Source organism: Arthrobacter rhizosphaerae (genome assembly GCF_023062595.1).
Classification (GTDB): Bacteria; Actinomycetota; Actinomycetes; order Actinomycetales; family Micrococcaceae; genus Arthrobacter; species Arthrobacter rhizosphaerae.
This window is the reverse complement of record NZ_JALLAN010000001.1, coordinates 325445-347013: the sequence shown is the minus strand read 5'-3', so window position 1 is coordinate 347013 and position 21569 is coordinate 325445. Positions and strand designations below refer to the sequence as shown.

The following is a 21569-nucleotide window of genomic DNA, read 5'->3' as shown; positions in this document are numbered from 1 at the left end:
GGAGGCTCACTGCGCCGCTGCTGGAGGCCAGTTCCGCAACAAGGCTTGATGCTCGAAGGTTCCGCCGAATGGGTGATCCGCTGCTTCCCACGCAGCCGGGCGTCGTCTGCCATGCTCTTCACGCAACGTTCGCAGGGAATTAGCCGAACTGGATGCTCCCGGGAGTCCAATCGACGACCTTCGCCGTTGTGACCGAGTCATCTGCCCCTGGCACGAGTCGGATTGTGTCTCCGGGGTACAGTGTTGCAGGATCGCCGCCTGATTCAAGCTGAACCGAGTGGGTAGTACTGGCAAGGGGATGATCGATCGTGTAGGTCCGGTTCCCCAAAGTGAAGACCGGTGTCTCCACCTGCACTATGCTGCCACGGCCGGCGATAGCCTCTATGACTACGGTCCTAAAAGATTCTGCCGACCTTTCGTCCTCGGGGACCCGGAACCTGAGTTCCTTCCAGCTCCAGCTATTCGGAATGCCGTCATAGATGGTTGCAAGGAGCGCGAGGTGCCGGAACTGACCATCGGTGATCTCGTCGATCGATGGCATGACAAATGCGGGAGCTGTGGGAACTTGCAGCATTGTGAGGTGGCGAGCGACAGGAAGGTACAGGGCATCCAGCGCCGTGGGTAAAACGGTGCCATGCGCTCGAAGAAGCGGATCCCCGGTGGCAGTCTCCACTGAGATGACGTCACTTTCGTGGATACCAACCAGCATCTCGAGCTCGTCGCAGACGGTCTCTGGATCACGTCCGTCAACGTTTCCCATCCCAGCCTTCGCTTCTGTGCCTTCCCCTTGTTTGAAACGAAGCTCGAAGTTGAGCGTACGTTCCGGTGTGTCGAGGACTAGCCGCAGCCAACCTGTTTGTGTACCAACTGTTTGCGAGGCGACGACCAATGGCATCCGGAATCGACGCTGGCCGCTGCTCGCAGTGCATCGCAGGTAGAGCTGGGGCGCATCGTTACGGCTTCTTTCGATGATGGAGATGACCGAATCAAGCGGCTCGTCATGAGCGAATGGTCCACCGCTGATGGTTGTCCTGACTCGTACGTCCTTGAACGGGATACCCCATTCCTCCCAGGCCCGTACGGCATCGTGTTCGGGTGTCCCGGGAGTCGTCAGGAACTCGACGCCCATGCTGATGGGATCAATCTCAGCGGCGTCTGGCGTCCGAGGCACGACGGATTCGCATTTCCAACGCGAATCTCCCAGGTAGGTCATCCGGCGAAAGACTGCAGGGTCACCATCAAGCGGCAGCGGAATTTCCTGGCTGTTGGCTACAGTTCGGGTCCCGTGCTCGATCCGGTAGTTGTCGTGGATGGTGTCGCGGAGAGCATTGAGGGCATCCTGCCGGGTCTCTATGGCATCAAGCATCTTTAGCGATTCGCCTCTTTCGACTGGAGAGGAAGCGAGCATGGCCTTTTGGCTAATGAACTGTTCCAACGCTGCTTCGCCGTAAGTGAACCGCTGCATGGTCTCAGGAAAGCGGTCCGCCAAGCCGGCAATGAAGGCATCACCGTCCCATTGGCATGGGAATCCCGCGTCTGCAGTGAGCTCGTCGAACTCTGTGACGCGCTCCTCGGTAGGTGTCCACGGGGTAACCAGGTGATAGCGGACAATTTGCTTTTCACCGGGGCATACGTGTTCCTCGATGAATCGTTTCCAAGAGTTCTTGACTTGGCGGAATTGGCTATTGGAGATCGCCGTGGTGAAGCCTTTTACTTGCCAAACCTCGAACCCGTCAGCTGTTAGGCGGAGAATGTCAATCCCGCCATCACCTTGTGAAGGCTTAGTCTGCCGCACGTCGTTGTATTCACGACGAAGGAGCGTTGCAATAAGCGACTCGATAGAGTCGCCACTTCGCTGTTGAATCAGCGGCCAGTCGTAAGTAGGCACGATCTAAGCCTACGAACCAGACCGGAGATCCGCCGATCGGCGCGCTGGATTCCCGGTTCGGCTTGGGCCCACGCGTTTGCGAAACGACCACACGCAAGCGCTTAGCCTTCCATTTGGAAGTCCTAGGCCTGATGCCTGCGATCTACTCTCCGTACACTTACACAGTGAATGGTGACTATTCCTGGGTAGATTTCGTCTCTCTCGCTATCTCTGTGGCTTCGCTCGGCGTCACACTAGCCATATTTCACATAGGCCGTCAGTTGTCCTTCCGCCAGCAACGTGAACGAGTCCGTGAACTGGAAAGCAAGGCGTGGGACGTCCTGAAGCCGATCCGCACTGAAGGTTTGAACAGCAAAATCATCGTAATGAATGCGGCGCTGTACGAACGCGGGTATGACGGCAGCAACAAGGTGACCTGGCGCGGCGGGATGTTTTCAAGCTCGGAACTAATCGAGATCGTTCACAACGGAGTGGAAGTCATCCTAGCCGGAATAGAGAGCTACTACGACGACCGAGGGCACCGCACTCTTACGAGAACAGATCGTCCCGCCCCGAACGTGGCCCAAATTGGTCATATCCCATGGAAATGGATAGAAGACATCGCGCCAGAGGGGGACGAGTACGACGGCTCGGCGATCTTCTTCGTGCGCCACTTAGCACCTGGCCGACGGCCCTACGACTACATCACCTACCGCGAAGGGAAGCCCGAGACGTTCGGTCCGAATGACCGCGATTACTACCATCCCGTCTCCGAACTTGGTGTGACCAAACCCCGGATCCGTGACTGGTTAGGGTTCTACGCATCATTGCGACAGCTCAAAAGGATCCAACGGCTTAGCAGGCAATTCTCACGCTCTACCAATTAACGAATTCCGCAGGCCGTCGCTGTGCCCTCAAAATCACCAAGTGCGGTTGCTCGCCGGGAGCATCGGCACTGCACAGAACCAGAAACCTCAATACGGTTCACCGCGCTGCCAGAGTTGGCTATTCTCAAAAGCCGACAGGTCGCATCCATTGAAGACTGAGTAGATCATTGGCTCTGGACGTTAGTATGCGCCGTGGACCGACTCCGATTGGAGATTCCTTTGCCACAGCACCCTAAGCCGCTCAGCTTTTTACAGTCCAAAGTCTTGAAATGGGTTAATGACGGCTGTCCGGATGGCATCTTCGACGGCTACTCCCATCGGATATCCGCCCGAGCCTTGGCGGACGATCGATACATCACTATTACCGGCAAGGGTCCGACCTGGACGGCCAAGATCACCCAGCTGGGTGTGGAGCTGCTCAAGAGCATCGATGACTCCGATAGCAACAACCACACCCACGAATCCGAAGCCGACAAATTCATACAGAAGCTCACTGCCGCTGGTGGAGTCCTTGAGGTCGAGGGCGGATATTCGCACCGCGCAGCTAACGATGCCCTGATCCGTGACGTGATGAAGTCAGCCCTGCGCCCGAAAGGCTACAAGCTCGAGATAGCGAGCGTCGGGTCGTGGCAGAGCCCAAAGTACGAGGCACGTTGGGCGCGTCATTTCCCTGATGATGTCGACGAGCGTCCTGTCCCGATTCCGGACTCGGTGGGCAAATATCACCCGGTCGCCAAAGCGTTCCGGGACGGCACAAAGGGTGTGTCTAAAGAACACGTCGCCCGTGCAGCCAAACTGCTGCACGCGCTGGCTACCGAAAGTGCAGCTCGCGGCTATGAGGTAACGCTGCCGTCGAGCCACAAACGCAGCAACTCCCGCGGAACCACAACTCTCGATGGCGACTTCGCCATCACGATCGGCACAACCACCGTTCCATTGGAAATGCGGGAGCTTCCCCCGAACGGCGGAGCCGCAAGGCCCTACATCCGCAAATACAACTCCCGCAACCAGTCCTGGACGCTTGTAAACAACACCGACTTCCTATCAACGGGGCGACTCCAACTGGAGTTGACACAAAAATACTCAACCGACGGTCGCCGAGAACGGTTTCGCGACGGCAAGCGACAGCAACTCGACACCGCCCTGCCGGCCATACTTCGCGAGATCGAAATTCAACATCTGGAAAACGCGTGGAAGCGCGAGCAAGCACGCCTCAAGGAGGAGGAAACGCAGCGACGGTGGGAAGCAGCTATTAAGCGCGCCCGCATACGAATCCAGGACCACCACAAGGCCCAGCAGCTGAAGATTCAGGCGGACGCCTGGGCAGAAGCCGGCATGCTGCGCAAGTACGTGGAGGCACTGAGGCGAGGCTGACCTCAGAACGGGATGTAGAGCTGGTCAATCGCGGGCTTGCCTGGCTGGCATGGGCGCGCGACTACATCGACGCCAAGGATCCCCTGCTCCGCCCCATCGAGGTTCCCGTCCTGGCAGACTATCGCGATGAAGACCTTGTGCCGTTCCTCGACGGCTGGAGCCCACACGGACCGCATGGGATCAGGTAGAAGCGTATCGCTTTGAGCATACGATGATTTCTGCCAATTCCCGGCCCTTCCAGGGCACTACGCCAGTCCAACAAAACGAGGACTGGTTCGCATAGCCTAGGGCTAACGACTTTGGGGGGGAACCAGTGAATGTAAGTCCAGCCTTCGGTGTTATTGGTGTTCTGTACGCGATCTTTACGATCGTGCTGGCCGGACTGGCGGTATACGCCCTGGTCCTCGTCATCGTGTTCCTCCGGCTGCGGATCGCTGAGCTGAAGCAGGCTGGACCGTCCAAGGGCGACCCCCTGCGGTGATGACACTGGCAAGCGCATGACCCAGACGAGGCGCACCGCGCCCGATCCTGAGTGGGTGCTGATGTACCGGCAAGGCATTGCCACGCCGAAAATCGCCGCGGTCGCCGGCGTCGCTGAAACCACGGTCAGGTACCACCTGGCCATCGCTGCAAAACAGGATACCCGCATCAGGGCTGAGCATCAGGCGGCGCTTCCCGCCGCACTCCCGCGTCTTACAGCAGCTGGCCGGCGGAACCTGGAAGACATCATCGTCTTCTACAAGACCGAAGGCCGGTTGCCAATCTTCAGCCGCTCGGCCCGCGAAAAGGCACTGGCGGTCTGGCTGCATCGACGCCGTAAGGAAGCAGCGCAGGGCACCCTCTCCCCTGCCTATGCTGACGCCCTGGACGTGATACCTAACTGGCGGAAACCATCGGCAAAACAGGCTGACGACGAAGCGCGCTGGACGCAGCTTCTTACTGAGGTCGCTGAGTACCGGGCTGCCGGCAACGATTGGCCCCGGCACAACAAAACCAACGATCCGTTAGAACGAAGGCTTGGCGTGTGGCTTCACAGCCAACGCATCAACGACCGCGCCGGCAAGCTGAATCCAGCGAAAAGGACCCAGCTGGATGCTGTGATCCCCGGATGGCGTCAGGGAAGGCAGAAGGCAGCAAAGAGATGATCTTGTCGCCACTCAAAAAAGGCAGACACCTCAGCGTCGTTTACTGAGGCACGCTGAAGTAGCTTTTTGGGTCGTCTGTGCCCAGGAGGTCGTGATGGAACACGATGGCGTCCACCGGCCGCGTGTCCACAAACAAGACAGCAACTGTCCGGGAGTGCACCACGGTGTAGCGGGTGCACTCCTCCACCCAGGAGTGGATTCCGGTGTACTCCTCGACGAACAAGCCGTCACCGAGCAGGCTCCGCGCTTCCAGCAGGTCGTAGACAACATTCCAGCAGAAATCCATCAGCTCATGGATTGCTGCCTCCACCGTTGGTGCCGTCATAGAACCATGGTGCTCCCGGGCACTGACAGGATGGCGCAGGTGCCCTGGCGTGTCTTCTCAGCAGGTGGTTGCGTTTGAAATGCAGCCTTGCCCACTATGGAACTTGTTGCATCAACTTAGGCTGCGGTGCCGATGTACTCTTCGCAGGTCATTTCACTTCAGCAAGGGTATGTATTCGGAGGTGAGTGGGAGCAATCCATCCATGGCTGATAATCACGCCACGGCCAGCCGACCCGAGCCCGAAGCGCCTCTTCAGGGCCGGACGGAAGTCAGCAGCATGCGAAGTCGCTCGCGAGGTAATTCCCTGACCGGGCTAGATCTTCAGTTCGAGACTGCGACCATGGGCATTGTCGAGCCGGGATGGGAATGCCATTGTGCCCATTGGTCGGGCAGCAATGTTGGGTGGCCGAGGAAATATCCTTGTCCTGAGGTCATTCCAAGCTTTGTGACGGTGGCAAGTTCTGCAGCGGTCTCAATGCCTTCTGCGGTGATGGTCGCGCCGATGTCGCATGCAAAATTCACCATGGCGCGGCCGAGCGCCTTTTGCAGGTGATTGGTATCAATGTCGGTGATGAGTTCCTTGTCGAGCTTGATGATGTCCGGTGCAAGCCGCAGAATGTGAAGCATTGAGGAATGTCCGGCTCCGGCATCATCGACGGCAACGCGCATGCCGGAACTGCGTAGCGGGGCGAGGGCGTTCAGGAGCGATGTGTAGTCTTCGACCGGGCTGTGTTCGGTGAGTTCGAGGACGATCCGGTCAGCGCGGACCGGTGCCTTTCGGAGCAGCCGACTAAACCGCGGGCTAAGGCACGTCACCGGGGAGGCGTTCACAGAAACGTACAGGAGATCGGGTAGCTGGACCGCCGCGGACAGCGCGGCTTCAACGGCGGCAAGCTCCGCATCCACAGCCAGTCCGGCGGTGGCCGCTTGGGCGAACCAAACATCGGGATCACGCCCGCTGTCGAACCTGGTCAGGGCTTCGGCTCCGGCCACGTGACCGGTGGCGAGATCATAGATGGGCTGGAACGCAGTGGCCATGGAGCCATCCCTCAGCACGGTATGAACCCGACTCCTGATTAAGTCCATCGCCGAAGCCGTGGCTCCCGGCAGGACGCCCGCGCCCATGCTGCTTTCAGGCCCTTCAACAAGCGGATCAAGGTTGGAGAAGATGGAGGAGGTCTCAAGAGAGCGGGCTCTTGCTCCGAAGAGCCCTGCCGGCCGCGGTATTGCTTCTGCCGCAGACAGCCCCCGCACGTACTCCGCCGTCCGAAGGGTCAGTGTAGATCCATGGTCTTCGCGACGCTTCAAGGCGGCTCCCCCTCTTGGCCTAGGTGCCCCGCCCGGATGGGGGGCTGATGCTGGTGTGCTGATGAGGACTTCGATGATCTGGTTGGCACAGCGCCCCCATCGGGCCAGCTTGCTGATCCAACGCTAACCGCAGAAGATCCGTAGGGTGGCCGTAATTGCGCTTATATGCTGATTCCTGTGGGAGTCCTGTCCCTTTGGTGCGGTACAGCATGGTTTGGGGTGGATTTCCGGAGAATGCTGACAGGCTCATTCAGGGGCCGCCGGGGATCCCTGCCGTCCCCGCGCTTCTCTTCCCTCTGCCTCTAACGTAGGCGGGCATCGTCCTTAATTTGGCCCAGGTTGCACAGGGAAAAACTTTCCGGCCCAAACCCCCCAAAAGGAGGTTTCTTATTGGTAAACTTACGTAGGCAGCAGCGTGTTGCCACGGGGGGCAATAGGCTATGTGGTATACACGTACGGCCGTAGTAATAGAAGACGACGCGGATATCGGCAATCTCGTATGCGGTGTCTTGAAGATCTCAGGACTGTCTCTCGTCCGCCTGACCGAAACAGGTGCGAAGGGCGTCGCCGCGGTACAGAAACTGGCCCCGGGCATTGTGATCCTGGATTACGGGCTCCCCGATATCAATGGTTTTGAGGTGATCCGCCAGATCAGGACTTTCAGCTGCGAGCCCATCCTCATGCTGACAGGACGCGTGGAACTCGCGGACAAGCTGCTGGCCGCCGGAGCCAACGGTGTCATCCCCAAGCCCTTCCGCATGGCGGCGCTGCGGGTCCGCGTCGAAGAACTGCTCCGCCCACAACAGGGGGAACCAAAGCGGGCACCAAGCCCGCGCGTCCCCGTTCCCACCCTTTGAACCTCTCAACCCCCACTCTCACATTTCCCCGGATTGCCAGAAACGTCCATACGGAATATGACCAAAAGGCAAACCGGCGGTGGTGAGAGTCTAGTCGGCGTTGTCCTGTACAGCCCCCGGCCTGGGCGGGTAGGCTCACCGGTGGCGGGCACCGGCCTTGTGCCGAGTGATGCCTGCCGTGGTCTCACCCTTGGTGTGAGCGCCGGGCCCGGTCTCCTCCCCGATAGGGGCCCGGGTTCGGTCGGCAATCATCGCCGGTGCTCCCAGAGCATCAACGCGGGCACATCTGGACTGGTCGCGTCTCATGAGTTTTCTGCGAGTTTGCGGGCACGGTTCAGGGCCTGCCCAGAGACCCCAGCCAGGCGTTTACGCCCTGCCGTCCGGTACAGGTCGCGTGCCCACTCAAATTCGGCCGCCGCGTCCTTGTAGCGGGCCTCATCAAAGAGGCGTCTGCCGATCTGGTAGCGGACGAGTGCTTCTCTGGTCAGGGACCGGGCCAGGCACAGGGCCTCTTCCTGAAGCCTCGCCGCCTCATGCCATTGGTACTGTCGCTGGTAGGCCTGAGCAAGGACGAGCAACGGTCTGAAGCGCTCCGTGGATTGTGCCAGCAGTACCCGGCCTTCTGCGATCGCTTCCCGGGTCCGACCCAGCAGGGACAGTATCCACACCCGCTCCAAGGCCGGGCAATCGCCGAGCCGGGCCTGCATGGCTTCCTCGTCCAGGACCACGTCGCGCAGCGTCACCGGGTCTGTGGTCCAAACATCAGACTCTGTACTCACAGAGCTGTCACTCCCCCCATATATCTTCACTGCCCGGACGGGTCAGGGCCGCCGCGTTGCCACCGGTCCCGTTCCATCGTCGTCCCGTAAGGGACCTCGTCGTCGAGTTCGACAGTGAACAAGGACCGGGAACGGCGCGTGATCAGAATACCGTTCCGGACCTGCTGTCCGGCCCGCCCTCTCACCAGGTCCACGGCGGCGGCCAGCTCATCCTGCAGCGTCCGGGGATCTTCCGTGACGACCGTATAGGAGATCCGGCCCTGAAGGGAGGGTACTGTTTCGTCTGCGTTCATACGGCTCTTTCCTGGATCGGCCAAGCAGCTCAGAAGTGAATGTGTCCAAGGCATCTGACACCGGCGGCAGGAAGCATCTGTGCCGCGAAGAGACCAGCGCGGCATGCTGTTTTTGAAGATGACTTACCCGGAAGCCTCCAACAGCATAAACCGCCGACCGTCCGCCCAGGGAGGTGGATGTCGGCCTGGTCCGCGGGGAGGCGGGAAAAGCCGTGGACAAGGGAAGTCGGGACGGTGTGAGGACAGCCCCGATGTGATTTTCCCGTGAGGTCTGGGGCCACCGTCACAAACGTGCTTCCCGAAGTCATCGGAACCACAAGGCGAACTGCACTGCCGACAGGCATTTTTCTCCGCTTCGGGGGCCAATAGGGGGATGCAGTGAGGCCGTCGCCGTAGGATGTGGCCAGCAGCTACGAAAAATTGCTTCCAATAAAAGGGATCGAATGGCCAAGATCGACATCGCCGAGGGCAAAGGCACTCTTGAACTGAGGGGCGGTATCCTCCGGCTGCGCTGGAAAGCAGGCGAGACCATCCGAGACGATGATGCCCTCGCGGCCCTGTCCCATCTTCAGGAGCGATACCAGGGAAAGAGCTATCCCATGCTCATTCTTGTCGACAGCGTCACTTTCTCCCGATCCGCGCGAAGACTTCTTACCTCTCCGGCATGCGCATCCCGGATTGCACTTCTGGGATCATCTCCCGTGGACCACGTCATTTCGCTCTTCTTTCTCCACAGTCAAGCCACGCCGTGTCCGATCATGTATTTCATTTCCCTCCGGAAAGCCATGTCCTGGCTCCGCGACGGCGACCCGCAGCGGAAGGTGCCGCAATACAAAGACCTGTCCTGACGGAAAGGATAAAGAAATGAGGGATTGGGGATACGTAGGGGCTGCCCTCGTTCTTTTCCGCCATGGAGCCTGCCTCGGACTTCCCCGTGGAATATCCACTCGATGGCTATATTGGTTACGTGTAGCGTCTGTTTTCGGAAAGCCCGCCGATCCCCCATCGGCGGGCTTTTTTCATCCCGCGGAGGCTGTTTGTCTGGCAGGGAAGGGCGGAGGCCCGAGTGGAGGTACTCGGCTGCTGCGGAAGGCTTTCGTTAACGTTTCTGACAATGGAACAGACGCCACGCCATACAACCCGGTTCGTGCGTGCGCACGTGAAATCCCGTTCGGCTGAGGACACTCTTTTTAAGCTGACCCTCAGGTTCATGGCGGTCAAGAAGTTTCCGTTGTCAAGGTGCAACTCACGATGCCATTCAGAGCAAGTTGACCGGGCTCATGTCTCCCTGCATGATCAACAGGTGAATCCTGACGAGAAGCGCATTGCCTTGCTCATTGATGCCGACAACGCACCAGCGTCGAAGATCGATCTCGTCCTTGCTGAAGTTGCACGTCACGGCGTGGCCAACGTGCGGCGAGCTTATGGGGACTGGAAGAGCCCCTACCTTCAGCAATGGCAAGCTGCTCTCCATCCGTACGCGATACGGCCCATGCAGCAATTCGCGTACAGCACTGGCAAAAATGCGGCTGACATGGCGATGGTGATTGATGCTATGGACCTGCTTACGGCAGGCTCGGTGGATGGGCTCGCCCTTTTTTCGAGCGACGCCGACTTCACCCCGTTGGTGATGCGCATCTTGGCGGATGGTCTAAAGGTGTATGGATTTGGAGAGAGAAAAACGCCGGAGCCGTTCGTTAACGCTTGCTCCCTGTTCACTTATGTCGAGGGGCTGGGGCAACCCCACACCATCCCTGATAAGTCTTTAGACGGGCCTGGTGGAACGAAGGAGATGCGCGGCGACGCCAGACTCGTGCTTCTGGTACGCAACGCTGTCGAAGCTGCTAGTGGAGATGATGGCTGGGCGCACCTCTCCGCAGTTGGAAATCAAATAGGTAACCAAGCATCGCTGGATCCACGCAACTATGGCTATCAGAAGCTGAGTGACCTCATTGAAGGGATAGGTCTGTTCGAACTTAAGCGGGGGAATCAGCAAGTTCTCGTTCGGGATAAGCGAACCTTGAGATAGAGCACTCTCGGGCGGGGACCCATCCAACATCGGCTCGCTGCGATGGCTTGCGAACTGAATGCACAATCCTGTCCTGCTCGCACCATGGGTGCTTGGCAGCGGCATTGGTGCCTCAGCTTCTCGCGCGCCGCCAGGGCAGTTCCTAGCGCAATTCTGCCTGGAAACTGTGGATAACCCAAGGAGTCCTTGATGCTGATCCGGCAGTCTAAAGCCAGCATCACAGTCGCAGGGCCAAAGCCGGGTTGGGAAGTCAACTCAGCGAGCCCGCTGGAAGAAGCAGGGAAAGCCATGGGTCAAGCACCAGCTCTGATCGAGTACTGGGCAGGAAGGACGGTCGCAGCCGGGCCATCCGTCGAGTTCCATCGTTTGGGACTTGCCGGCTGTATCGACGTGCTGACCGCTCCCCTTCGTCGAGGAGGAACCTCCATCCGATGGGAGACTCCGCACCACGGCGTGGAGATTCCGGCAACGTCCGCGGCACTCCTCTACCGTGCAGCACAGGTAACGCTCGAGAACGTATCCGAACATGCCAAGGCCAGCGAGGTGACGATCCGCCTGGCGGCCGTGTACCACGGTATCCGGCTGGCCGTTGCAGATAACGGGGTGGGCTTCGAAGGTAATGCCGTTGACAGCAGTCAACACGGGCCCAGCATGGGCCCCATGCTTCTGGCCTTGCAGAAGCATGACGGCGTCATCACGATTGATTCCAGCCCGGACGGTACGAAGTTCACGGTAACCCTTCCTCTGGATTAGCCTTGGTTTTTCCCGCGCTGTTTATTTCGGTGCCGGATCCTGATTTCTGCCGGCCGATCGGGATGTCTCGGTGAGGCGGTGGGTCGGGTTGGGACTGCACGAACCGTCCACGAGGGAACCGGCGCGGAGCTGATCCTGAGACGGCTTGGATTCGGCAGCGGTGTCGACGGCGGGTGCCGGGCACATGTCCGTGATATCTCCCATTCCGGCGTATCTGTGATGTCGAAAAACATCGCGAGACTGCCACCATCGTCCCATCGCGAGTTGTCATTCTGAACCTGAAGCCCGAGTCTTCATCTTTGAAAGTTCGAACATACCCGCCATAGGTCTCTTCCTGACGGTGATCCTCCGCCCTGGCTTCGATGTTTTGTCTTCAGGCAGAAACACGGCGCTGCGTTGCCGTCCCTCTGGTAAGGCAGGACTGTCAGCTAAGGAAAGTGTGTAGCAGGCCACCGTTCGCCATAATCGGCCAGTAGAAAGTTTTACCGTCTTGAATTGGCTCGACCAAGGAAAGTAAGCGTGTACCGTGCCCAGCACCCACCTTTGTCCGTGAATCCTGAAGCGGTCGTGCGACGGATGGTTCCCTCGGCTGTGACTGGTGGTCGCACGGGACCGTTTGTGCGGGAATTCCAAGGCGGTGGCCCGCTCGTTTCCCCCGAAGCAGAGCGGGCCACCTACCGAAGCCGTAGATCATCGAGGGTCGTTACGACGACGGTAGAAGGGATAATACGCACTCTCAGCCGTCCCACATATCGTGCATATGTTGTAGGCATAGGGCTCGTCGCCACTCATCCCGGCGGAAACCAGATGGGCTGGTTCCTGCGGGTTCTGATCCACCTTGTACTCGGGATAAGGGGCTTCAGCTGGCCCTCGGGCTCAAGCAAGACCAACAACTCTTCTCTGCCTAGCCGAGCAGGTGCCGGGGTCCGGTCTTTCAACTCTGGCCAATAATTTCGCTGGCACGGGTCATCGCTTGGCGTGATGCTTCAGCGAGCCGATCCCGGCCGGCTGTCCGGTAAAGGTCAGACGCCCATTCAAACTCTGCTGCGGCATCATGATACCTGCCCTCGTCAAAGAGCCGCCTGCCGATTTGATGCCGCACGTGGGCTTCACGAGTTGGCGTGCCGGCCAGCCGCAGCGCTTCCTCGTGAAGTTTGGCTGCCTTATGCCATCGGTACTGGCGCTGGTAGGCCTGGGCTAGGACGAGCAGCGGCCGGAACCTGTCACCCGCGCCACCAACAGGAGCCTTCCTGCAGCAACGGCTTCCTCTTCACGTCCGAGCAGCAAAAGGACCCACACTTTTTCAAGCTCGGGGCAGTCATCAAGCCTGCTCTCCACCTGGGCTCGGTCAAGGAGGACATCACGCAGTGTGACTGGATCGGTATGCCAGATCTCCCCGTCCTTGCTCATCTTATCCACCCTATTTTTCCGTACGATGCGTGAGAGTAAAGCTCCTCGGCCTCCTGCCCGCCGGCTTGCGGCCTAACGTGCCGTGAGCGCCAGGGTTACGATCACCGCACATGCGACCGCCAGAACTCCAAGGAGAGTGTAGGCGAGCCACTTCGGTCGCTGCTTGTGCGGGTTTATATCAATGTATGGCATGCCTAGTCAGCAGCCTCGGGCGCGGAGAGCTTCCTGCCCCGGTGCTCCCGGTGAAGGGCCCACCTGAACAGGAGGTGTGCGCATAGCAGAGATAAGACCATGACGCCCAGCAGGACAGCAAGGCCGAGGGTGTACCGGGTGAGATCCAATGCGACTTCCCTTTTCAGTAGCAAACCCGCCGATCCTAGCTCAACCAACCGGTTCTACACAGTCAAGCTGAAGGATGGAATAGACCGCTCCCAACGACGTGCACATGGGGTCATGCGGACCAGTCCCGCCAATCATCGCTTGCACGGCCAAGCAGATGGCTGACGATCTCTAGCTGCTCGCCGACGCGACGTGAGCCTCGCAGATCCACACTCATGCCTGGCCTGCGTTTTAGTCCATGCCCTGCATGACTACTGGCCCCTGAATGTCACATACCGGAGACATCCGCCATAGAAGCGTTGGTGTAGGGCGGGTGAGACGGCGAGTACCTGTGCTCGGCGGCGGACTGGGCCATGCGCCCAAAACAAGCCGAACGTAAGGGGCAGGAGCGCAAGGACGCAGTTTCCGGGCTTTAACCAACGTTGTCAGATGAGTATGCAAATGTGCCTCTGACATGCACGGATACCTTGCGGGGACTACCTGACAACCCATGTGGGCCACAGCACATTACTGGCCAGTAAATGTTTAAAGTGGGGGTGGGTCGCCTCGCATAGGTGTTTCCGCAGGTCAGGTGCGCTTTCTAGGTCTTCGCGGATGAGCTGAATGGACGATTTGCTCGTTCTCCCGGCATCAACAAGGGACGATGAGGCTCCCTGCTTGGGATCATCTGATAGGAGATCAGCTTACAAACGTTGAAGTAGGAGATGAGTCGCCTCATGCCCAAGACACGCGTGCCTGGTGCTCTGGTTTCATGAAGTCGAACCCTAGCCTCTGACCCTGGTGGCAGAACCCCGGCGCGGTCCGGTTTCTGGCGACGGGGGCCACTCCCCGATCTGATCAGGCGCTGCTCCCCTGCCGTTCACGCCACTGCGTCAAGCAAGAAACATGTCGCCTGAATGGGTCGCAGCGCTCCGGGGATTCGGCATGCGAAGTCGCCAGGCCCCGAAGGCCGCTAGACAGCGTCGGCCGAGTCATATCTGGTTGGCGGTCCAGTCACGGAAATTTTCAGCAGCACACCGAATCCGTGGCCGTCAGTAGAGAAAGTGTCGGGGCATCCGGACATACTGTCAGTGTGACGGAAACTACCGAATCTGAAGACAGCTCGATCGAGGCCGAAAATGCACCAGAAGCGAGTGCCAGAGCCCAGGTCACCTTGCGTTCTCTCGCGCCCTCATATTTGGATTCGCAACACAGCGGTTACGTGCGACATCTCGAAAACGCGATAGAGGATACAAGGAACAGGAACATAGCCCTTACCGGTCGTTACGGTGCCGGAAAGTCCAGCGTGCTCGACCAGTTCGAATCCAAGCACAAGGACCAGACTCTACGCATCAGCATCAACACTCTGGGCCCGGATGAGGACGACGAAGACCTGACAAACAGGATCCAGAAGGAGCTTGTCAAGCAGCTGGTGTACCGGGCCAAACCTGGGAAGCTCCGTCGTTCCAGGTTCGCCCGTACCATTCCCCTGACCCCGAGGAGGGCTTTCCTCCAGGCTCTTGGCTTGACCTCCATCGGGCTGGCGCTTTTCTGGCTCATCGGTTTCCGGCCGGGAGACTCGTGGTTCGGCGGGACCGCGGATCCAAGTGTGAAGACCGCCTTGGGTGTCCTATTCGTCGTTCTGGTCGTGCTTGTCGTCTCGGGCGGGCGATGGATTATCGGCGATCGGATCGTCTCGCAGGTCACGACTGCCGGAACCACCATCACTCTCGGCGAGAAGCCAAGCACCTACTTCGACGGCTTCTTGGACGAGATCGTGGCCTTCTTCGACGCAGTCGAACCCGAATACGTTATTTTCGAGGACCTGGATCGCTTCGACGATCCACAGATCTTCGATTCCCTTAGAGAGCTCAACACGCTCATCAACTCGTCTGCACACTGGGAAGGCAAGAGCCAGCCCCTCCGGTTCATCTACGCCATCAAAGACAGCCTCTTCGAACAGCTAGGTACGGACCCCGAGACACGAGAGAAGAGAACGGAGACCTCTGAGAGCGGAGAGGCCGGCTCTGCTGAAGCAGTCGTACCTTCCGTCGATATGGCCGCTGCTGCAGTAGAGCGAGCGAACCGGACCAAGTTCTTCGAACTCGTGATCCCTATGGTGCCGTTCATCTCGCACCGCAACGCACGTGATCACCTGGTCGACGCGTTGAATGACCTGAAGCTGGGTCCGGATACCGTGACGCGTCCACTGTTGGATTTGGTAGCGCGCCATACGACCGACATGCGCTTACTGAAGAACATCTGCAACGAGTTCGTCGTGTTCGCGGAGCACCTGCTCTGGGTGAAGAATCCTGCGCCTGGTATGACTGCCGACGATCTGTTTGCGCTGGTGGTCTACAAGAACTTCCACCTCGCGGACTTCGAGGCCATCTCACAGCGGGCAAGCTCATTGGACAAGCTCGAGCAACGCCATCGGGATCTTGTCCGAGCATCAATCGAGCTCTTGCAGCAAAAAGGCCGTGAGGTAGTACACACAGAGGAACTACAGCGGACGCAAGAGGAAACGGCAAGGATCTTGGGGCGTCAACTCATCGCAATCAGAGATACGCTGCCAAACAATACGGGGTACCCCTACAACCAATTCTCAGTCGGCGGTGCAAATTTTGGACCCGACCATGTGCCAACTGTTCCTTTCTGGAAGCATGTCGCTGCGACAGGATCCGTGAGCTTCGTTGCCACACAAAACAACTACGGCCCTCCCATGGTGCATCTCGACCGAACGCGTGTCGAGATCCTTTTTCCAGAGAGCCTGAAAGCCGACCGCTGGCGCGATCCGAGCACCAGCGAGTTGGCCAGACAGCGGCAACACTATGATCGCGACATCGCCTTCTTGCGTGGCGCTGACTTCAGCGATCTGGCCAAGTACGAGCGGTTCCCGGAAGGTGAACCAAAATTCGGCGACGAGATCACAAGAGTGCTGAAGTCGGAGCTGGCGCGGGATCTCGTCCGTCGAGGCTTCATCAACCGCAATTACGCAGAGTACTCTGCGACCTTCTATGGCAGCTTCATCGGGGTCGACGTCGCGTTCTTCTACAATCACAGTGTTCAACCGAACCAGATGTACGTCGACCACCAGTTCACGACCAGGAACGCCTTAAGCAACCTACTCGAGCAGGTTCCATCTGACTTCACGAGTTCAGTCAGTTCCCTCAACATCCAGGTCAACAGCCACCTCTTGACCAATAGCTTGTCCGAAGCGAAGAAGGTCGTCGCGTTTATCGTGGCTGACCACAGCCGTGACGTGGAGACGTTTCTCGATGCGTTCCTTAATGCGGCCGATGCCCCGCGAGAACAGCTCGTCGCACTGCTCGCACTCCATCCGTGGCCCGGACTGATCGACTACATCGCAAGCCACAGCGGGATCCCCGACGAGGCGACCAGGATCAGTCTGCTAGACGCCGCGCTTCTCAACGGGCTGGACGCTGAAGCTTACGACCACGGGGAAAAATCCGTGGCACTGCTCACCTCCGCACTACCTCGCCTTACGGCGGTCAACCAGAGGCAGTCCCCCGAACGCACCGAGCGCGTCCTGTCGTTCGTCAAGGCGGCCGAGATCCTCGTCCCCGACTTGAACAATCTGGCTGAACCACTGCGCGAGAAGATTGTCGCCGAACAGATGTACCAGCTCACCACGTCGAATCTGAGAATCGCGCTCGGTATCGAAGGCGATCCTACTCTCGACGAGGTGAGGAAGAAGGTGAACGTCTGGCTGTACTGCAATGAGAACGTGGACGAGTACCTGGCCGCGGCTCGGGGCGACGATCCGGTCGAGTATGTGGTGGGAACAGAGTCTGTCCTCCGGGACGTCATCACAGAGCAACACGAAGCCTGGACGGAAGAACAACTCCGCGATGTCATCATGGGCAGCTCCCCCGCCGCGGCGCTTCACGTCATCACGACGGTGCCTTCAGTGACATGGCCGACAGTTATCAATGCGGCACGTGCGGTGCCGACAGCCGAGAACGTCTGGGCATACGTTCAGGCGAATCAAGTCGATCAGCACCTCGCCCGTTTCCTGGCACCCGACGGAAACACGCCGATCGAACTACAGTCTGTCGATGAAACCGATACCGACACCAGAAACAGTCTCGCGATTCAGATCCTGAACGCCTCCTCGTATCTCCGAGCAGCGACTCGGGTCGACCTCGCCGTTAGCCTGAATCTACCGGCCGAAGTCGATGCAACAGCCTTGGTTGCGGCTGGGGACAATCTTCTTGCGCTGGCTCTGGAAGCCAGTTTGATCCCAGATACAGCGGACACGTTCGCGCACTTTGCGCGTGCTGGATGGAGGTCGGTCTCGGAGGCCTTCGCGGTATCCAAGAACATGGAATCGATCCTGACTCCTGCCCTGGTATCCGGATTCGTCGCCGACCTGCTGGCGAGCCCGCAGGTACCCCACAGTGTTCGCGAGAAGGTCGTAAATGAACTCGCCATGTACGTGGTCGACGACAACGCTGGGGCGCTCCGAGCCGCGGGTGAGTACGCACGCGAGATGAAAATCTGGCTTCCCCTCGCGGAGGTTCAGCGTATCGCCCGAGCCACCCAGAATCCGGAGCTGATCCTGTCTCATTTGGTGCGTGCCCGAGACATGACTCCTGAGTCCTTGATCGAGTCGCTGGCGCTGCTCGGCTCCCCTTACAACACGCTCACCAGTGGACCGGGGGTAGAGTTTGACCTCCCGTCAGGTTCCTCCAACAACACGCTCTTCGAGCGCCTGGCGACCTCAGGCAAGGTCGAGATCGTCAAGAACGGATGGGGTTCTGGGAAGAAGGTCCGCAACCTTGCCTAAGAATCACGCACTCAGTCGGCCGATTCACGACGCTGTCCATCGAAGCAATAGAACCGCGCGCGGGCTCTCGGCGAAACTTTTGCTGCTACCTAAGGATTCAAGCGTCCTTTCGGTCATCGAGTTGTTTGCGCAGCTTGCGGACCTCGGCCTCCGCCCCGGCGAGTCGGGCTTCGACCTTCTTCCGGTCAAGGTTCGCTGATGACGCCGGTGCCGGGTTCGTCTTCGGAACGAGCCAACCGATCCGCTGGTAGCCGGTGATTCTCCGCGCACGCGTGCATGTGAAGCAGTCCCTCTCGGGCTCGGGGCGAGGCCAGCGCAGCTCGATCATCTTACGGATGTGGTCACGCTCGGGGCTCTCGTGTGGCCAGCCGGTGCGCCCTTCCGCGGTCCAGATCTCCTCGAATTCACGGCGGATCTCCGCGATACGCTCCTCCGACACCAGCTTGGGCCCGTCCTCAGGCTTCCAATCCACGTCGCTACAGACCTGGTCGTGGTGCCCGCAGGAGAGCTTGACCTTCCAGAACGCCGACGTGTGCGGGTCAAGTTTTCGGATCTTCGCCCAGTCCTCGGCGTCCATCCAGTCGTAGTCCGGTTCCTCAGGATCAGCCGGGAAGTCCACGACTTTCCTGTCAACCCACTCGAGAATGTCACGGTATGGCTTGGTGGTAGGTCCGTGGTCGGTGGGGCACCAGTACTCGCCGGCTGGGAGCCGGCTTTCGGTGACGGGGTCGACGTAGCTGCGATCGTCCGGATACTTGTCCTCCCCATGCGTGTAGACCTCGAACGTGCAGCCGCACTCCAGCTGGACGCGCCAACGAAACATGTCCTTGGGTTCTGGGACGAAGAAAGGCCAGAACACCGGCTGGTACCGCTGCCGTAGCTCGGCCACAGCCTTCTCGAACTCCCGGAGCGCCTCCTTCTGAGGCCGCGCCCGCCCAGGTACTCGCTTCAGCAGTCTTACGGATTCACGTGTCTGGTCATCGACCGGGGCAGTCTCGGCGGCGCTCATTATTCAATGCTCGTCCACAGCGTCACCCAAGTCTAGGAACAAGCCGGACACCATCCCGAAAACGTAGCTTTGAACAAAAATCAGGTCCTGCGCAGTTCCAGCTGATGGTTTCTCGTTCGGCTAACTTGTTGGCACCAATCTGCTAGGAGACAGCAGCCGGGGGTGGACGGATAATGAGCGGCTATGGAACCAAAAGCTGATGTTTCACGTAGTCCCAGCCCAGGGGAAGAGTGGGCCTACAGGCTGCGTGACGATGCGCCGTCCGAGCGGGTGCACATCGTGGCGGTGCACCAGCAGGGTCGAAGATTCCGGGTCGACATCCGTCACCTGCACGGCTATCCACCGGGCAGGGAAGAGAACGTCCCTCGTTCGCGGCTCAAGGTGCCGTGGGAAGACGTAGTCCCGTACAACGCCTCCATGGATGGCTGGAGGCGGCTCAAGGCCGAGTCCATCGACGACCATGAGGCGTCGGCCCTGTGGGCGGCCCTTGAGCTGCTTGTACCTTCGGAGGTCGCCGAGCTGTCTGTCGCCTCAAGCGACGATTCGTTGACGGTCCACGATCACATCGCCTTCGAAACGCTAACCGGGCAGACCGTGGCCGCCTTCCAAGCCCGATTTTCCTGGCTGGTTCACGACGGCGAGGTGTTCCTGTCGCCGCGTGCGGCGCTGGCTGTCGTGGAGCTGGCCTGTCGCAGGAACCCGGCCCCGGTCCTGGACCTCGTCATGGCCGAGGAAGCAGTGGCTCGAGAAAAATCCAAGCGGGGCGGAACAATTGAAAACTGGGAAACCCGGGAACAGGTAGCCACTTCAGCCGAGTTTGAATACGACTATTACCTGCGCCGCCAAAGACCCATTCATGAGATCCTCCGCCAATGGTGCGGTTATGGCTCGGTGACCGCCCATGAACGGCTCTTGGCTGCAGAAGCGGAAGTCAATCGCCTCGACGTCCTCCTGACCTGGGCTGTGGACCACATCCGTAGGACTGACAAGAGCGCCGCAGAAATGATCGAGAGGGAGCACGAGGAGGACCGCATCACCCCTTACACCATCCGCCCGGTTCCCCAACGTCCGCTGAAACCGCACGAAATCCCGCGGATAGAAGTACCCACCCGCCGCGGCTGGTACCGCTGACATATACCCACCGGCTCAAGACCTCAGGACCAACTACTCCGCGACACAAGCCACCCTCGCTCACAAGAACAGACAGCCCCCACCGGGCGGGGATCTGTCTTGGTCTTTCTTCGCGAGAAGCGTCGGCAAGCGCCGTGGCTGGATTTGATCGATTGCCTCCAGTTGGCAGATCATTCTCCCATGCGTATCATCGACGAGCTTTCCAACGGTTTGGCGCGGAGCCTTGAACAGGCTCTTCGACTCAAAGTGACTGGCTACGACCAGGACGAAGTTGGAGAGATCGCGCGAGACGCCGCCGCTCTGTGGGAGAGATCTCTAAAAGCCTCACACCCGGACTGGGCAGACTCATCACTGTTTGCCATCACGCAACAGCTTCGCTCGGCAGGGTGGCAAGAGGGCGCTGATGCCATGGATTTCGTGAGGACGAGCGCCAACCATGACAAACATGATGCTCAGCCCGACCACGACATCGAACGAATTATCGAATCACTGCGGGTCTTGCAAGCTCAGCTCAGCCCGTTGCAGACCTATGCTCCCGGAGCAGCCAGCGAGCTTCCACCCAGACTCCGCATCCGCCACATGGTGTGCGCAGCATATGAAATGTTCCACACGGGCGAAACCTTATACAGCTTTCTGGAGGCCACATCAACTGACACCTGGCAGACGGCAGGAAGCATCGATGATTTCCAGATTGAGAACAAGCACAGTCAAGCCGTTGAAGCACAACTTGCAGCACTGCCGGCATGGACGGTCAATCCTCCTGAGCTGAGCGACCTGTCAAGTTCTCTCAAGGAGTCTGACGACGAGTTGTGGTTCATCGCAAGCTTCGATGCAACCTACCAGCAGGTTTACGACATCATGGCGAGCTATCAACATGGCCTCCCAATATTGCGAGGCCTCCATCGCGAAGACTCCTATGGCAACTTCGTAGCATCTGTGGCTCAAGCAGTTCTCACAGGTGGAGCGCCGGTGCTTGCCGGGCGTAACACCGCAGATTTGGAGGATGTACAGAAAAAGCTGGACTACCTGATCCGTCGAACTCCCGACCGCCTGAAGCCGCTGAGGTTGGATCGCTGCAATGCTGCGACATACCAAAATGCAGTGAGGGCGGCCGTTGCTGTGGATCGTGACATACGGGCTTTAGTAACCAGCCGCGGCGTGCTGCTGGTGCAAGCCGACTAAATTGGGGTGTTTCGCCGGCCACAACTCAGGGCAAGAGAGCCTTCGGTGTTTCGATCACCACTGCTAGCACGAGTCTCGTGAGTCCCACGGCA

The 21569-nt window shown here is 59.2% G+C and carries 22 protein-coding genes; 11 read left to right on the top strand and 11 right to left on the bottom strand.

Annotated elements, in window-relative coordinates; genetic code table 11:
• Positions 1 to 139: 139 nt before the first annotated feature.
• On the bottom strand, positions 140 to 1888 hold the full coding sequence (locus MU551_RS01730) for a hypothetical protein (RefSeq protein WP_247040407.1): 1749 nt from the start codon (positions 1886 to 1888) through the stop codon (positions 140 to 142).
• Positions 1889 to 2052: 164 nt separating this feature from the next.
• Here MU551_RS01730 and MU551_RS01725 point away from each other — a divergent pair, with 164 nt between their 5' ends.
• Both MU551_RS01725 and MU551_RS01720 read left to right on the top strand, forming a co-directional pair.
• Complete coding sequence (locus tag MU551_RS01725) at positions 2053 to 2754, top strand: hypothetical protein (protein WP_247040406.1); 702 nt, start codon at positions 2053 to 2055, stop codon at positions 2752 to 2754.
• A gap of 264 nt (positions 2755 to 3018) precedes the next feature.
• The gene (locus MU551_RS01720; RefSeq protein ID WP_247040405.1) at positions 3019 to 4128 is read left to right on the top strand and encodes a hypothetical protein; all 1110 of its coding nucleotides are present in this window, start codon (positions 3019 to 3021) and stop codon (positions 4126 to 4128) included.
• Positions 4129 to 4130: 2 nt separating this feature from the next.
• On the opposite strand, the gene MU551_RS01715 is transcribed toward MU551_RS01720, so the two are convergent.
• On the bottom strand, positions 4131 to 4304 hold the full coding sequence (locus MU551_RS01715) for a hypothetical protein (protein WP_247040404.1): 174 nt from the start codon (positions 4302 to 4304) through the stop codon (positions 4131 to 4133).
• Between the two features lie 137 nt (positions 4305 to 4441).
• Between MU551_RS01715 and MU551_RS01710 the strand changes: the two genes are divergently transcribed.
• Both MU551_RS01710 and MU551_RS01705 read left to right on the top strand, forming a co-directional pair.
• On the top strand, positions 4442 to 4609 hold the full coding sequence (locus tag MU551_RS01710) for a hypothetical protein (protein ID WP_247040403.1): 168 nt from the start codon (positions 4442 to 4444) through the stop codon (positions 4607 to 4609).
• A gap of 16 nt (positions 4610 to 4625) precedes the next feature.
• The gene (locus tag MU551_RS01705; protein ID WP_247040402.1) at positions 4626 to 5273 is read left to right on the top strand and encodes a helicase associated domain-containing protein; all 648 of its coding nucleotides are present in this window, start codon (positions 4626 to 4628) and stop codon (positions 5271 to 5273) included.
• Positions 5274 to 5313: 40 nt separating this feature from the next.
• Here the strand turns inward: MU551_RS01705 and MU551_RS01700 are convergent, their stop codons facing one another.
• Positions 5314 to 5598 (bottom strand): hypothetical protein, encoded by a 285-nt coding sequence (locus tag MU551_RS01700; RefSeq protein ID WP_247040401.1) that lies wholly within the window; start codon positions 5596 to 5598, stop codon positions 5314 to 5316.
• Positions 5599 to 5919: 321 nt separating this feature from the next.
• Positions 5920 to 6906 carry an EAL domain-containing protein gene (locus tag MU551_RS01695; protein ID WP_247040400.1) on the bottom strand — a complete coding sequence of 329 codons (987 nt, stop codon included), beginning with the start codon at positions 6904 to 6906 and terminating at the stop codon, positions 5920 to 5922.
• Positions 6907 to 7346: 440 nt separating this feature from the next.
• On the opposite strand from MU551_RS01695, the gene MU551_RS01690 reads away from it, so the two are divergent.
• A complete protein-coding gene (locus MU551_RS01690) occupies positions 7347 to 7763 on the top strand; it encodes a response regulator transcription factor (RefSeq protein ID WP_247040399.1) in 417 nt (138 codons plus the stop codon).
• Positions 7764 to 8065: 302 nt separating this feature from the next.
• Here MU551_RS01690 and MU551_RS01685 read toward each other — a convergent pair whose 3' ends face one another.
• Both MU551_RS01685 and MU551_RS01680 read right to left on the bottom strand, forming a co-directional pair.
• Entirely contained in the window at positions 8066 to 8542 is a 477-nt protein-coding gene (locus MU551_RS01685) for a hypothetical protein (RefSeq protein WP_247040398.1), read from the bottom strand.
• A 26-nt stretch (positions 8543 to 8568) separates the two neighbouring features.
• The gene (locus MU551_RS01680) at positions 8569 to 8835 is read right to left on the bottom strand and encodes a hypothetical protein (protein WP_247040397.1); all 267 of its coding nucleotides are present in this window, start codon (positions 8833 to 8835) and stop codon (positions 8569 to 8571) included.
• Positions 8836 to 9278: 443 nt separating this feature from the next.
• On the opposite strand from MU551_RS01680, the gene MU551_RS01675 reads away from it, so the two are divergent.
• The 3 genes from MU551_RS01675 to MU551_RS01665 all read left to right on the top strand — a co-directional run bounded on the left by MU551_RS01675 (position 9279) and on the right by MU551_RS01665 (position 11617).
• Positions 9279 to 9683, top strand: coding sequence for a DUF7793 family protein (locus tag MU551_RS01675; protein WP_247040396.1), 405 nt, complete (start codon positions 9279 to 9281; stop codon positions 9681 to 9683).
• Between the two features lie 266 nt (positions 9684 to 9949).
• Complete coding sequence (locus tag MU551_RS01670; RefSeq protein ID WP_247040395.1) at positions 9950 to 10864, top strand: NYN domain-containing protein; 915 nt, start codon at positions 9950 to 9952, stop codon at positions 10862 to 10864.
• Positions 10865 to 11053: 189 nt separating this feature from the next.
• Entirely contained in the window at positions 11054 to 11617 is a 564-nt protein-coding gene (locus MU551_RS01665) for a sensor histidine kinase (RefSeq protein WP_247040394.1), read from the top strand.
• Positions 11618 to 11638: 21 nt separating this feature from the next.
• Here the strand turns inward: MU551_RS01665 and MU551_RS01660 are convergent, their stop codons facing one another.
• From MU551_RS01660 to MU551_RS01645, 4 genes are all read right to left on the bottom strand, one after another.
• Positions 11639 to 11821: a hypothetical protein gene (locus tag MU551_RS01660; RefSeq protein WP_247040393.1), complete on the bottom strand. Its 183-nt coding sequence runs from the start codon at positions 11819 to 11821 to the stop codon at positions 11639 to 11641.
• A gap of 730 nt (positions 11822 to 12551) precedes the next feature.
• A complete protein-coding gene (locus MU551_RS01655) occupies positions 12552 to 12827 on the bottom strand; it encodes a tetratricopeptide repeat protein (protein WP_247040580.1) in 276 nt (91 codons plus the stop codon).
• On the bottom strand, positions 12815 to 13027 hold the full coding sequence (locus MU551_RS01650; RefSeq protein ID WP_247040392.1) for a hypothetical protein: 213 nt from the start codon (positions 13025 to 13027) through the stop codon (positions 12815 to 12817). The genes MU551_RS01655 and MU551_RS01650 overlap by 13 nt, the downstream gene beginning before the upstream one ends.
• A gap of 194 nt (positions 13028 to 13221) precedes the next feature.
• Entirely contained in the window at positions 13222 to 13368 is a 147-nt protein-coding gene (locus tag MU551_RS01645) for a hypothetical protein (RefSeq protein WP_247040391.1), read from the bottom strand.
• Positions 13369 to 14438: 1070 nt separating this feature from the next.
• On the opposite strand from MU551_RS01645, the gene MU551_RS01640 reads away from it, so the two are divergent.
• The gene (locus MU551_RS01640) at positions 14439 to 18155 is read left to right on the top strand and encodes a YobI family P-loop NTPase (RefSeq protein WP_247040390.1); all 3717 of its coding nucleotides are present in this window, start codon (positions 14439 to 14441) and stop codon (positions 18153 to 18155) included.
• 97 nt (positions 18156 to 18252) lie between these two features.
• Here the strand turns inward: MU551_RS01640 and MU551_RS01635 are convergent, their stop codons facing one another.
• Positions 18253 to 19164 carry a hypothetical protein gene (locus tag MU551_RS01635; RefSeq protein WP_247040389.1) on the bottom strand — a complete coding sequence of 304 codons (912 nt, stop codon included), beginning with the start codon at positions 19162 to 19164 and terminating at the stop codon, positions 18253 to 18255.
• Between the two features lie 183 nt (positions 19165 to 19347).
• On the opposite strand from MU551_RS01635, the gene MU551_RS01630 reads away from it, so the two are divergent.
• Together MU551_RS01630 and MU551_RS01625 are read left to right on the top strand one after the other, a co-directional pair.
• Positions 19348 to 20295, top strand: a complete 948-nt coding sequence (locus MU551_RS01630) for a hypothetical protein (protein WP_247040388.1) — start codon at positions 19348 to 19350, stop codon at positions 20293 to 20295.
• 180 nt (positions 20296 to 20475) lie between these two features.
• The gene (locus MU551_RS01625; RefSeq protein ID WP_247040387.1) at positions 20476 to 21477 is read left to right on the top strand and encodes a hypothetical protein; all 1002 of its coding nucleotides are present in this window, start codon (positions 20476 to 20478) and stop codon (positions 21475 to 21477) included.
• The last annotated feature ends 92 nt before the right edge of the window (positions 21478 to 21569 follow it).

Excerpts from the sequence above, each read along its gene's own strand:
- MU551_RS01715 (WP_247040404.1), bottom strand. The coding sequence starts at position 4,304 with ATGCGGTCCGTGTGGGCTCCAGCCGTCGAGGAACGGCACAAGGTCTTC.
- MU551_RS01705 (WP_247040402.1), top strand. The coding sequence starts at position 4,626 with ATGACCCAGACGAGGCGCACCGCGCCCGATCCTGAGTGGGTGCTGATG.
- MU551_RS01700 (WP_247040401.1), bottom strand. The coding sequence starts at position 5,598 with ATGACGGCACCAACGGTGGAGGCAGCAATCCATGAGCTGATGGATTTC.
- MU551_RS01690 (WP_247040399.1), top strand. The coding sequence starts at position 7,347 with ATGTGGTATACACGTACGGCCGTAGTAATAGAAGACGACGCGGATATC.
- MU551_RS01680 (WP_247040397.1), bottom strand. The coding sequence starts at position 8,835 with ATGAACGCAGACGAAACAGTACCCTCCCTTCAGGGCCGGATCTCCTAT.
- MU551_RS01675 (WP_247040396.1), top strand. The coding sequence starts at position 9,279 with ATGGCCAAGATCGACATCGCCGAGGGCAAAGGCACTCTTGAACTGAGG.
- MU551_RS01670 (WP_247040395.1), top strand. The coding sequence starts at position 9,950 with ATGGAACAGACGCCACGCCATACAACCCGGTTCGTGCGTGCGCACGTG.
- MU551_RS01665 (WP_247040394.1), top strand. The coding sequence starts at position 11,054 with ATGCTGATCCGGCAGTCTAAAGCCAGCATCACAGTCGCAGGGCCAAAG.
- MU551_RS01660 (WP_247040393.1), bottom strand. The coding sequence starts at position 11,821 with ATGGGAGATATCACGGACATGTGCCCGGCACCCGCCGTCGACACCGCT.
- MU551_RS01650 (WP_247040392.1), bottom strand. The coding sequence starts at position 13,027 with ATGAGCAAGGACGGGGAGATCTGGCATACCGATCCAGTCACACTGCGT.
- MU551_RS01635 (WP_247040389.1), bottom strand. The coding sequence starts at position 19,164 with ATGAGCGCCGCCGAGACTGCCCCGGTCGATGACCAGACACGTGAATCC.
- MU551_RS01630 (WP_247040388.1), top strand. The coding sequence starts at position 19,348 with ATGGAACCAAAAGCTGATGTTTCACGTAGTCCCAGCCCAGGGGAAGAG.
- MU551_RS01625 (WP_247040387.1), top strand. The coding sequence starts at position 20,476 with ATGCGTATCATCGACGAGCTTTCCAACGGTTTGGCGCGGAGCCTTGAA.